The organism is Candidatus Pelagibacter sp. (assembly GCF_052049675.1).
Lineage (GTDB): Bacteria > Pseudomonadota > Alphaproteobacteria > Pelagibacterales > Pelagibacteraceae > Pelagibacter.
On record NZ_JBNGZM010000001.1, the window covers coordinates 1 to 12,379 of the forward strand.

Here is a 12,379-nt window from a genome sequence, read left to right on the forward strand (position 1 = left end):
TTAATAAAGAAATAACTTTTTCTGATGGGGAAAGATTCATATCAATTAAACCTTCAACTTTAAATTTGGAAATAGATTTTCAATTAAAGTATAAAAATGAGATTATTGGAAATCAAAAAAATAAAGTAAAAGTTTATGAAGATGATTTATCTGATGTTTATAATTCAAGAACTTATTGTCTATTTGAAGATATAGAATTAATAAAAAGCAAAGGTCTAGCAAAAGGAGGAAGCTTGGATAATGCTGTTGTTGTTAAAGATGATGAAATACTAAATCCAGAAGGTTTGAGAAATAGTAAAGAGTTTGTAAATCATAAAATTTTAGATTGTATTGGAGATCTTTATACATCAGGGTATAGAATTGTTGCGAGTATTACATGTTCTCAAGGCGGTCATTATTTAACAAACCAGTTATTAAGGAAGGTATTTGAGAACAAAGAAAATTTTTCTATATTAGAAATTAAAGAAAAAAATCTTCCTCACACTCTTGTTAATAAAAGTTTTTTAAGATCTATTGCTTAATAAGAAAGATAACTTTAAATTAATCTTTTAAATCAGTATACATCTGTAATGAATATATTTAGAATTTTTTTATTGTTAGCAATAATTACTTTTATTTTTTCTTGTACAAAAAAAATAGATGAAAACATTGCTATACAGGAAAAAAAACTAGATGACCAAGTAATGGAAGCTTATGAACAAGGAATGGATTCTCTTAGAAAAGGGGATGCATTATATGCAGCAAAAAAATTTAATGAGGCAGAAACATTATTTCCACAGTCTATAATGGCTCCTAAGTCAGCATTGATGGCAGCATATTCATATTATTCACAAGATTATTACGAAGATTCGATTGCAGAGTTACAAAGATTTTTAAGAGTTTATTCATTTCACAAACATTTAGATTACGTTCATTATTTAATGGGACTTTGTTACTATGAACAAATAATAGACGAAAAAAAAGATTTACAAGCAATTATCAAAGCAAAAGAAAAATTCTCTTTTGTAATTAAAAATTATCCAAACACAGAGTATACTTTAGATGCTGAATTTAAGATTGATCTAATAAATGACACTTTGGCTTCTAAAGAAATGTACATTGGTAGATATTATTTTGAGAGGCAAAAATGGATACCAGCAATTAATAGGTTTAGAACTGTTATCGATGAGTATGAGACAACAATATATGTTGAGGAAGCACTTCATCGATTGGTTGAAGTTTATTATAAGATTGGATTAAAAAATGAGGCAAAAAAGTACGCTAAGCTATTGGGATATAATTATAAATCATCAGAATGGTATGAAAAATCTTATAGTGTATTTGACAAAAATTATGAAAAAAATAAAAGGAAAATAAAGAAAACAAATAAAAAAAAAGACAATTTATTTTTAAAAAAATTTAAATCTCTTATCAATTGAGATGAATAAAAAAAATATTCAAACAGAGTATAAGAAAAAAATAAAATTAATTACCAAACTAAACGAGAATTATTACAATAAAAATCAATCTACGGTTTCTGATCAAGAATATGATCAGTTAAAAAAAGAAATACTTTTATTAGAAAAACGATATTTATTCTTAAAATCTGAAAAGTCTCCATCAAAAGTTATAGGCCACAAACCATCAAAGAATTTTAAAAAATTTAAGCATAGAGTTTCCATGCTTTCACTTTCAAATGCATTTTCTGAGGAAGATTTAATAAATTTTGAAAAAAAAATTTTAAATTTTTTATCTGAAACTAAAGACTTTAAAATTGTTTATAGTGCCGAACCAAAAATAGATGGAATTTCAGCATCACTAACATACAAAAATGGTAATTTCGAGAGAGGTTTGTCTAGAGGAGATGGAAGAGAAGGTGAAGATATAACTAAAAATTTAGCAACAATAAAAGATATTCCAAAAAAAATTTCAAACAAAAGTTTTCCTAAAGACATCGATATAAGAGGTGAGGTATTTATAAAAAATAGTGATTTTGAGAATTTAAAAGAAAAATTTGCAAACCCCAGAAATGCAGCCTCAGGTTCTTTGAGACAAAAAAATCCTGAGGATACAAAAAAAATACCATTAAATTTTATAGCTTATACATTTGGTTTTGAGTTAGGTCTGGAACAACAAAAACAATCTGATTATTTAAAAAAACTAAGTGAATGGGGTTTTAAAACCAATCCATATAACAAAACTATTTCAGGTATAAAAAATTTAATTCAAAATTATAATGAAATTGAAAAAAAAAGAGCAAATTTAGATTTTGACATTGACGGCATTGTTTACAAAATTAATGATTTCGAATTACAAAAAAGATTAGGAAATGTTGCTAATGCTCCAAGATGGGCAATCGCACATAAGTTTTCATCAAATAAAGCAATTTCTAAAATTTTAGATATAGATATTCAAATTGGAAGAACTGGAGCTTTAACTCCTGTGGCAAAAATAATGCCTATAAATATTGGAGGAGTATTAGTTTCAAATGCAACTTTGCACAATGAGGATGAAATTGCTAGAAAAGACATTCGAATAGGAGACACTGTAACTGTTGAAAGAGCAGGAGATGTAATACCGCATATTTTATCAGTTGATATTAGTAGAAGACCACAAAAAAGTTCAAAATTTATTTTTCCTAATAAATGTCCTTCGTGTGGCTCAAAAACAGTAAAAGAATTTAATAAGGTCACAAAAAAAATTGATGCAGTAAGAAGATGTTCAAGTGAGGGCTACTATTGTGATAAAATATCAATTGAGAAATTAAAACATTTTGTTTCAAAGGAAGCGTTTAACATAGATGGTCTTGGAAAAAAGATAATTGAGGAATTTTGGAAATTAAAATTAATAAAATTTCCACAAGATATATTTAATTTAGATTATAAAAAAATTGAAAAACTTGAGGGTTGGGGAAGTCTTTCAGTTGAAAATTTAAAGTATTCTATAAATCAAAGAAAAAATATTTCCCTAGAAAGATTTATATTTGCTTTAGGAATAAGACATATAGGTTTAGAAAATGCTAAAATATTATCTAAAAATTTTGAATCTTTTTTGAAATTTCAAAATCTCTCTAGATCAAAAAAATATAATGAATTAATAAATATTGATGGAATTGGAGAAACTCAAGTAAATTCAATAAAAAGTTTTTTTGCTAATGAAATAAATGTAAAAGTTTTAGATGAATTAGGAAATATTTTGGTAATAAAAAATATTAAAGCTAATCAACAAAGTGGATTATTAAAAGATAAATCGTTTTTAGTAACCGGGAAATTAAATGGAATTAGTAGAGCTGAGGTTAAATCATTAATTGAAGAAAACTCAGGTATTACAGTTAGTGCTGTCACAAAAAAATTAAACTATTTAATTGTTGGTGAAAAACCGACAAGAAAAAAAATTGAATCAGCTAAAGAACTAAATATTAAAATTATAAATCAAGAAGAGTTTTTAAAAATGCTAAATAAGACTAGCTAACCATTTTTTTTCATTTGGTTTTAAATATTTTGATATTTTTGAATAAACATCTAAATGATACTTAAAAAGATAATTTTTTTCATAAAAAGTCAATAAATTAAAGTTTATCAAGTCTTTTTCTATAGGTGCCATGGTAAGGTTTTTAAAAAATAATTTTCCTTTTTTTTTGTCAACATAAACTAAATTTTCTATACGTATTCCAAAATAATTCTTCTTATAGTATCCAGGTTCATTGCTCAAAACCATTCCTGGTTTTATTTTAACTTTATTTATCTTATTAATTGATTGAGGCCCTTCATGAACATTTAGAAAAAAACCAACCCCATGACCAGTTCCATGAGAATAATCTAAATTACTTTCATTTAAAAATTTTCTTGCTCTTTTGTCAATTTTTTTACCAATATCATTTATATTTATATTAGTCATCGCAACGGCTATATGACCCTTTAAAACTTTGGTAAAAATATTTTTAATATTTTTACCTTGATTGGAAAAACAAATTGTTCTCGTTACATCTGTTGTACCATATTTATATTGTCCACCTGAATCACAAAGAAAAATATCTGTTTTGTTTATATTTCTACAATTTTCTTTTTTTGCACGATAATGGACTATTGCACCATTTTTTCCAGAACCTGCAATTGTATCAAAACTAGGATAAAGAAAATTTTTATTCATTTTTCTAAATCTCTCTAGTCTTTTAGCAGCATCTACTTCAGTAATTTTATTTTTATTAATTTTTTTCATCCAATAAATAAATTTTGTTAAAGCAACACCATCTATAATATGAGCGTTAATCATATTATTAATTTCTGCTTTATTTTTTATTGCTTTTAAAAGATAAGAAGGGTCTTCTCTACTTACAATTTTAAATTTTGAATTAATTAGATTTTCGTGAAATATTGAACATGATTTATCGTCAATAATAAATTTTTTTCCTTTAAGTTTAGTCAATTTATTTGGTAATTCATTTATATCTAAAAATTGGTTTAATTTAATTGTTTTATTTTTTATTAATTTTTTACACTTTTCTATTTTACTAATTAATAATATTTTTTTTGTTTTACTTATTATTAATCTTGAATTGGGAACGGGGCTATTTGGACCATCTCCTCCTCTAATATTTAATATCCATGCAACATTTTCAGGAGCACTTATAAAAATATAATCTGATTTATTTTTTTTTAGATATTTTGAAATTTTTTTAATTTTAGAATTGATACTTTCACCAACTATATTTTTATTTAATGAAAAAAAAGGTATTTTGAAGTTCTCTCTTTGTTTTTTAATCTCATCAATTAAATTTTTATTAACGGATTTGATTTTATTGTATTTTAAGAAATAGTTTTTTATTTGAGTGTTTGTGAACAATTTTGGATCTATACCAAGTGTAAGATTTTTAAATAAATTACAATTTATTAATTTTTCAAATCCATAGATTTTAAAATTTTTTCCACTCTCAATTTTACTCTGAATAGTATACCTTCCATCAGTAAAGAGATAATTTTTATTTTTTAATATTATAGCTAATCCTGCAGAGCCACTAAAATTTGAAATAATTTTTAATCTATTGATTTTTGAATATTCAGTAAAATAGTCGTCATTTTTTGGGACTACATATCCGTCAATTTTATATTTCTCAAATTTTTTTCTTAATATTTGAATATTTTTTTTCATTTAATTCTTTTCTGGTATCTTATCCATCCAGGACTCCTGGTGCCTTCTTCAATTTCGAAATCTTGATTAAACTCAAAATCTTCCTCATAATTTATTTCCTCATCAAAAAAAGAATTTTTTTCAATGTTTTTTTCAGGTAATTCGTCAATAAACCTTGAAGCCATACTGTCTATCCAGTCTCCTTGATAAAATCTATTCATAGAAAAAGATATTATAGCTTTTTTCTTCGCTCTAGTAATTCCTACATAAGCCAAACGTCTTTCTTCCTCTAAGCCATTTTGACCTTTTTCCTCAATAGACTTTTGATGTGGAAACAAGCCTTCTTCCCAGCCGGGAAGAAAGACAACATCAAACTCCAATCCTTTTGCAGCATGCATTGTCATCATATTAATTTTTTCACCATCCCATTCTTGATCCACTGAAGTTGCTAACGATACATGTTCTAAAAAACTTTCTAAATTATCAAATTCTTTCATAGCACTTAATAACTCTTTTATGTTTTCTAATCTATTTTCGTTATCTACATCTTTTTTATTTTTTAACATTGCTGAATATCCAGACTCGTCTAAAACAATTTGTAGTAATTTAACATGGTTTGATTTTTTGATTATTATATCATTTCTCCATTTACTTAGAGAATTTATAAATAAATTTAAACCAATTTTAGCTTTTGGTTTAATCAAATTTTGTTCAAGCATTTTTATAGAAGCTCTTTCTAAATTTAAATTATTTACCTTCGCAAATTCATGAATACTTTTTAAGGTACTATCTCCTATTGATCTTTTCGGATTGTTAACAATTCTTTCAAAAGCAAGATCATCTTTTTCCTGGTTAATCAATCTTAGATAAGCTACACAGTCTTTTATTTCAGCTCTTTCATAAAACTTTGTGCCACCTAATATTCTATAAGGCATACCAATTTTAAGGAAACGTTCTTCAAATTCACGTGTTTGAAAAATTGCTCTTACAAGTATTGCGATGTTATTGTAAGAGAATTTTTTTTTTATACTTTTCTCTATTTCGTCTGAAATTCCTACTGCTTCATCTTTACCATTTTTAAAACAGTTTAATTTAACTAAATCGCCTTCATCCATAGTTGTAATTAATGTTTTACCAACTCTATTTTGATTATTAGAAATAAGTTTTGAGGCAACCGTTAAAATATTTTGTGAAGATCTATAATTTTGTTCTAATCTAATTACTTTTGTATTTTTATAGACTTGGTCAAATTCTAAAAAATTTTTAATTTCCGCTCCTCGCCAGCTATAAATCGATTGGTCGTCATCTCCAACACAACAAATATTTTTATTTTTTTCTGACAATAGGTTAAGCCATTTACTTTGTATAAAATTTGTATCTTGATATTCATCAACAAGGATATATTTAAAATTTTTTGAATATATTTCTCTAATATCTGAATTAAGTTCAAAAATTTTTACGACATGCAATATAAGATCACCAAAGTCACAAGAATTTAAGTCAATTAATTTTTGTTGATAAATTTTATATAATGGAAGAATTATTTTTTCATAAAGATCTTTTTTATTTATTACTACTTCATTTGGATAAAATCCTTTATTTTTCCAACGATCAATTACTGCTAATATGAACCTTGGAGACAACTGTTTAATGTCAATATTTTCAGCCTTACAAATATTTTTTATTAGTCTTATCTGATCATCTGTATCTACTATCGTAAAATTGGAATTAAGGTTTACTGCCGAAGCATGTTTTCGCAATAATTTCGCACAAATAGAATGAAATGTGCCTAGCCATGAAAGTCCGACTGCATTAGAGCCAATTATTTTGCTTACTCTAATTTGCATCTCTTTAGCAGCTTTATTAGTAAATGTTACTGCTAAGATTTGATTTGGAAATGCTTTTTTTTCTTTAATAATATTGGCAATTCTAGAAGTTAGAACTTTTGTTTTTCCAGACCCAGCCCCAGCCACAATCAAAAGTGGGCCATCTAGATGTAGAACAGCTTCTTTTTGGGCATCATTTAAATTTTCTAAATAATCTTTGTTTATCATTTAAAATAATCCTTTATAAGATTTCTTGATTATTATGAGTAAAACAAATTTTTTTGTAAAACATTTAAAAAACATTAATAATTTTATTAATAATCTTTTAGAAAAAAATTTAAACAAGTTAAATTCTAAGAATCTAAGCTTTTTAATTAAAAATAATAAAATAATTTTAACTTTTGTCGCACTTTTAGTTGTTTTTATTTCTTATTTATTATTACCCACTTTTTATAATCAAAATGATATTTCAAAACAGCTGAAAAATAAGCTTCAAAATAAATTTGATTTAAATTTTAAATTTTCTAAAAATATCAAATATAATTTTTTCCCCAAACCTCATTTTATAATCACAGAGTCTAAAATTCTTAATAATGAAAAAGAAATTTCTAAAATTAGTAAATTAAAAATTTTTATTTCGTTTGATGATCTTTTTTCTTTAAAAAATATTGAAGTAAGAGATTTAATTTTAGAAAACGCCAATTTTAATTTAAATACAAAAAATTATAATTTTTTTCTAGAGCTATTAAACAGAAGTTTCCAAGATGGGGATTTAATAATTAATAATAGTAATGTTTTTTTTAAACATTTAGAGGATGAAGTTTTGTTTATATCTAAAATTTTTAAAATGAAATATTATTTTGACACAAAAGAATTAAAAAATATTTTCTATTCAGAAAATGAAATATTTAATATTCCTTTCTCAGTGGAGTCTTTTTTCAGTGAAGATAAAAAGAAAAATTTATCTACAATTAATTTTAATTTAATAAAACTTAATATTGAAAATGAATTGATCTTTGAGAATGATGCAAAAGTTGGTAAATCAAAATTAAATTTAAATAAAATAAAAAGATTTGTAGACTATAAAATCAAAAAAAACTCATTTGATTTTCATATATTTGACAAAATTGATGAACCAGATGTTGCTTATAAAGGAAAATTTAATTTTAAACCTTTTTTTGCAAATTTAGAGGGTAGCTTGGATGAGATAAATTTGAGGTATCTATTTGGTAATAATGCTATTGTAGCTCAACTTTTAAAAACAGAAATATTTAATAATAAAAATATTGATTTTGAATTAAATATTAATGCAAATAGTATTTATAAGAATTCTAACTTTAAAAATATTCACTTAAATTCAAAAATCCAAGAAGGTTTAATTGATACTGATAATACAAAATTCGAATGGAAAGATATTGCGGAATTTGAATTGTTGGAAAGTTTAATTTTTGTTAGAAATGGAGAGTTAGTTTTGGATGGAAAATTAAAAATAAATGTTAAAGATTATAAAGAGATATATAAATTTCTTTTAACACCAAAAAATTATAGAAATAAAATTGGTCAAATAGATTTAAATTTTTCGTATAATTTCGATCAAAAAATAGCTGAATTAAAGGATATTAAAATTGATAACAAAATTAATCAAAATATTAATAAAATTTTGAGTAATATAATTATAAAAAAAGATGATTTGCAAAACAAAATTTATTTTAAAAACTTGCTAAATGAAGCAATTAAGAGTTATGCTGGATAGATCATCTTTTTAGGATTAACTATCTTATTATAATCTTTTTCATTTATTAATCCTGTTTTTAAAGTTTCATATTTTAAAGTAGTATTATTTTTGAGTGCAGTTTTTGCTATCTTTGCTGCATTATCGTAACCAATATGTGGGGCTAGTGCAGTAACAAGCATCAAAGAATTATCCAGATGTTCTTGGATTTTCTTTTTATTAGGTTTTATTCCTTTGATACAATATAGAGCAAAATTTTTTGTGCTGTCGGCAATTAAGTCGATAGACTGTAAGATGTTATGAGCAATTAAAGGTTTAAAAACATTTAGCTCAAAATGACCATGAGATCCTGCCATAGTTATACCATTATGGTTGCCAATAACTTTTACACAAACCATTGTTACAGCTTCACATTGTGTTGGATTAACTTTCCCTGGCATTATAGATGAGCCTGGTTCATTTTCAGGTAAGATTAATTCTCCATAACCAGCTCTTGGTCCAGAACCTAAGAAACGAATATCATTAGATATTTTCATTAAAGCTACCGCACAGGTATTAAGAGCACCCGAAAAATTAACAATTGCATCATGAGCAGCAAGTTCAGCAAATTTATTTGGGGCTGGTTTAAATTTGATTTTTGTGAATTTAGCCATTTCTTTGACAATTTTTTTATCAAAATTTTTCTTAGAATTTATTCCAGTACCAACAGCAGTACCACCTTGAGCGAGAAATAATATTTCTTTTAATGAATATTGTATTCTTTCAATACTTTTTTTAACTTGAAAATGATATCCTGAAAACTCCTGTCCGAGGGACAATGGAGTAGCATCTTGTAAATGAGTTCTTCCAATTTTAATTATGTTTTTAAATTCATTAGATTTTCTTTTTAATTCCTTTTCTAAAATTTTTAAGTTTGGTAGCATTTTAGAAATAGTTTCTTTAGCAACAGAGATGTGCATTGCAGTCGGAAAAACATCATTTGTAGATTGAGATTTGTTTACATGATCATTTGGATGAACAGGTTTTTTTGTACCTTTTTTTCCACTTAAAATTTCTATAGCTCTATTAGCAATAACTTCATTTACGTTCATATTCGTTTGTGTACCAGAACCTGTCTGCCAAACTTTTAAAGGAAAATTTTCGTCTAATTTACCCTTGATTACTTCATCTGATGCTTTGATTATTGCTTTAGAAATTTTGCTATCAATTAATTTATCTTTAGCATGCACTATTGCAGCTGATCTTTTGATAATTGCAATTGATTTAATGATTGAAATATTAACTAAAATTTTACCAATATTAAAAAACTTATTCGATCTTTGAGTAGACGCACCCCAATATTTATCATTAGGAACGTTTATGCTTCCAATACTGTCAAATTCTTTTCTTAATTTCATTGATTAATTTTTAAGTAACAAATAATTATTAACATACAATAAATTTAAAAAAACATACAGGAGCATTATGTCGAATTTTAGCAAAGTAGGCACTTTCATGAAAACTTTTGGTCAGGAGGTTAAAACTAAACCTTCATTTAGTAGTGATAAAATAAATAAATTAAGGTTAGACCTAATTAAAGAGGAATTAGAAGAACTTACAGAAGCTTTGTATAATAAAGACTTATTGGAAGTAGCTGATGCGCTAACAGATATATTATATGTTACTTATGGAGCAGGACATGCATTTGGAATTGATCTAGATAAATGTTTTGATGAAGTCCAAAATTCAAACATGAGCAAGTTAGACGAAAATGGTAAACCTATTTACAATGACTCTGGAAAAGTTATGAAAGGTCCAAACTATTTTAAACCTGATCTTTCTAAATTTGTAAATTAAATTTCTAACTTAAAGTCAACACCTGGAGCGCTATGTGTAATACTGCCAACAGAAATTCTATTAACTCCTGTAGATGCAATAGCTTTAACAGTTTTTAAACTAACATTTCCAGAAGCTTCAGTTTCATAAAGTTTTTTAACTATTTTAACACATTCTCTTAAATTTTTTAAATTCATGTTGTCAAGCAGAACAGTATTAAATTTTAGACCTAAAATTGATTTAAGTTGTTTGATTGTATCAACCTCAACCGTAATTTTTTTTCTTTTTTTACTTTTAATTGCTCTTAATACGATACTCTTTAAATCTGAACTCGCAATATGGTTATCTTTAATTAAATACTCATCGCTTAAATTAAATCTATGATTTGTACCTCCTCCTAATTTAACAGCATATTTTTGTATAACTCTTAAATTTGGAATTGTTTTTCTTGTACAACAAATTTTAGTTTGTTTACCTGCTAATCTAACAAATTCATTTGTTTTAGTTGCTATTCCAGAAATGTGAGACAAAAAATTTAAAGCAACCCTTTCTGCAATTAAAATATTTTTTGCTTTTCCTTTAATTAAAGCAACTAAAGAACCTTTTTTTACTCCTGTACCATCTTTTTTCTTAACAATAAATTTTATTTTATTATCAATTAACGAAAATGCCTCTCTTGCAAATAACAATCCTCCAATAATTGCTTTTTGATTTGAAATTAATTTAACAGTAACAATATTATCTTTATTAATTAAACTTGAAGTAATATCTCCTGAAGGGTAAAGATCTTCATTCAATGCTAGCTTAACAGTGCTTTTGATAAATTCTTTGCTTAGCTTTATATTAGACACTTATTTATCTGCCAATGGCTGCCATTCTCTCTACAGATATTCTGGCTTTATCAATTGTTTCTTTGTCCATAATTATTTCACCAGTTTCATTCTCTAGACAATCTAATATTTTTGGAAGTGTAATTTTTTTCATGTGAGGGCACATATTACATGGTTTAACAAAGTCTACATTTGGATTTTCTATCTGGATATTGTCACTCATTGAACACTCTGTGACCATCATTACTTTTTTTGGTTGATTATCTTTTACATATTTGATCATTCCAGATGTAGATCCAGCAAAATCACTTGCTTTAATAACATCTGGTGGACACTCTGGATGGGCTATAATTTTAATTCCAGGATTATTTTTTCTAATGTCATCTATTTCTTTTTTATTAAATTGATCATGAACAATACAAATTCCTTTCCAAGAAATAATTTCAACATCAGTTTGGGAAGCAACATATTTTGCTAAATAATCATCAGGTAAAAATATTACTTTTTTCACACCAAGTGATTTAACTATTTTCACTGCATTAGCAGAAGTACAGCATACGTCAGTTTCAGCCTTAACTTCTGCTGACGTATTAACATAAGATACAACTGGGACGCCTGGGTATTTTTCTTTTAATAATCTAACATCTTTACCTGTAATAGATGAAGATAAAGAACAGCCAGCATTCATATCAGGAAGAATAACTTTTTTATTAGGGCTCATTAATTTTGCAGTTTCTGCCATGAAATGTACCCCAGCCATTAAAATTATATCAGCTGAGGTTTTTGATGCTTCAATTGCTAATGCGAGTGAGTCCGCAGAAAAATCTGCTACACCATGATAAATTTCTGGTGTTTGATAGTTGTGAGCAAGAATTACGGCGTTCTTCTCTTTTTTTAATTTATTAATTTTATGAATATAAGGAGCATGCACTGACCATTCAATTTCAGGCATAACCTTAGAAATCTTTTGATAAATAGGATCTGTCGCTTTACGCACTTCTTGTGTAAATTCCATATAGATTTTTACCAATTTGAATCATGATTGTCATTCATTTATTATGGGACATATC

At 25.9% G+C, this 12,379-nt stretch carries 10 protein-coding genes; 5 read left to right on the forward strand and 5 right to left on the reverse strand.

Annotated features, from left to right (window positions below; all coding sequences use genetic code 11):
- The 3 genes from ACTT9L_RS00005 to ligA form a co-directional block, all read left to right on the forward strand.
- A partial coding sequence (locus tag ACTT9L_RS00005) for a UDP-3-O-acyl-N-acetylglucosamine deacetylase (RefSeq protein ID WP_440927335.1) occupies positions 1-521 on the forward strand: 521 nt, incomplete at its 5' end.
- A 48-nt stretch (positions 522-569) separates the two neighbouring features.
- On the forward strand, positions 570-1,418 hold the full coding sequence (locus tag ACTT9L_RS00010; protein ID WP_440927336.1) for an outer membrane protein assembly factor BamD: 849 nt from the start codon (positions 570-572) through the stop codon (positions 1,416-1,418).
- 1 nt (position 1,419) lies between these two features.
- A complete protein-coding gene (gene ligA / locus ACTT9L_RS00015; RefSeq protein ID WP_440927337.1) occupies positions 1,420-3,450 on the forward strand; it encodes an NAD-dependent DNA ligase LigA in 2,031 nt (676 codons plus the stop codon).
- On the opposite strand, the gene ACTT9L_RS00020 is transcribed toward ligA, so the two are convergent.
- Entirely contained in the window at positions 3,433-5,127 is a 1,695-nt protein-coding gene (locus ACTT9L_RS00020) for a M24 family metallopeptidase (protein ID WP_440927338.1), read from the reverse strand. The genes ligA and ACTT9L_RS00020 overlap by 18 nt on opposite strands.
- Positions 5,124-7,160 carry an ATP-dependent helicase gene (locus ACTT9L_RS00025; protein WP_440927339.1) on the reverse strand — a complete coding sequence of 679 codons (2,037 nt, stop codon included), beginning with the start codon at positions 7,158-7,160 and terminating at the stop codon, positions 5,124-5,126. The genes ACTT9L_RS00020 and ACTT9L_RS00025 overlap by 4 nt, the downstream gene beginning before the upstream one ends.
- Before the next feature lie 34 nt (positions 7,161-7,194).
- On the opposite strand from ACTT9L_RS00025, the gene ACTT9L_RS00030 reads away from it, so the two are divergent.
- A complete protein-coding gene (locus tag ACTT9L_RS00030; protein WP_440927340.1) occupies positions 7,195-8,685 on the forward strand; it encodes an AsmA family protein in 1,491 nt (496 codons plus the stop codon).
- Here the strand turns inward: ACTT9L_RS00030 and fumC are convergent.
- Positions 8,673-10,061 (reverse strand): class II fumarate hydratase, encoded by a 1,389-nt coding sequence (gene fumC / locus ACTT9L_RS00035; protein WP_440927341.1) that lies wholly within the window; start codon positions 10,059-10,061, stop codon positions 8,673-8,675. The two genes, ACTT9L_RS00030 and fumC, sit on opposite strands and share 13 nt — an antisense overlap.
- A 67-nt stretch (positions 10,062-10,128) precedes the next feature.
- Between fumC and ACTT9L_RS00040 the strand changes: the two genes are divergently transcribed.
- Positions 10,129-10,500, forward strand: a complete 372-nt coding sequence (locus tag ACTT9L_RS00040; RefSeq protein ID WP_440927342.1) for a phosphoribosyl-ATP diphosphatase — start codon at positions 10,129-10,131, stop codon at positions 10,498-10,500.
- Here ACTT9L_RS00040 and nadC read toward each other — a convergent pair.
- Together nadC and nadA are read right to left on the reverse strand one after the other, a co-directional pair.
- Complete coding sequence (gene nadC / locus ACTT9L_RS00045) at positions 10,497-11,330, reverse strand: carboxylating nicotinate-nucleotide diphosphorylase (RefSeq protein WP_440927343.1); 834 nt, start codon at positions 11,328-11,330, stop codon at positions 10,497-10,499. The genes ACTT9L_RS00040 and nadC overlap by 4 nt on opposite strands.
- Positions 11,331-11,334: 4 nt before the next feature.
- Positions 11,335-12,324 carry a quinolinate synthase NadA gene (nadA, locus tag ACTT9L_RS00050; RefSeq protein ID WP_440927344.1) on the reverse strand — a complete coding sequence of 330 codons (990 nt, stop codon included), beginning with the start codon at positions 12,322-12,324 and terminating at the stop codon, positions 11,335-11,337.
- Positions 12,325-12,379: the final 55 nt, after the last annotated feature.

Bases quoted from the DNA above. Each gene is read 5' to 3' on its own strand.
- ACTT9L_RS00010 (WP_440927336.1), top strand. From the start codon at position 570: ATGAATATATTTAGAATTTTTTTATTGTTAGCAATAATTACTTTTATT.
- ligA (WP_440927337.1), top strand. From the start codon at position 1,420: ATGAATAAAAAAAATATTCAAACAGAGTATAAGAAAAAAATAAAATTA.
- ACTT9L_RS00020 (WP_440927338.1), bottom strand. From the start codon at position 5,127: ATGAAAAAAAATATTCAAATATTAAGAAAAAAATTTGAGAAATATAAA.
- ACTT9L_RS00025 (WP_440927339.1), bottom strand. From the start codon at position 7,160: ATGATAAACAAAGATTATTTAGAAAATTTAAATGATGCCCAAAAAGAA.
- ACTT9L_RS00030 (WP_440927340.1), top strand. From the start codon at position 7,195: ATGAGTAAAACAAATTTTTTTGTAAAACATTTAAAAAACATTAATAAT.
- fumC (WP_440927341.1), bottom strand. From the start codon at position 10,061: ATGAAATTAAGAAAAGAATTTGACAGTATTGGAAGCATAAACGTTCCT.
- ACTT9L_RS00040 (WP_440927342.1), top strand. From the start codon at position 10,129: ATGTCGAATTTTAGCAAAGTAGGCACTTTCATGAAAACTTTTGGTCAG.
- nadA (WP_440927344.1), bottom strand. From the start codon at position 12,324: ATGGAATTTACACAAGAAGTGCGTAAAGCGACAGATCCTATTTATCAA.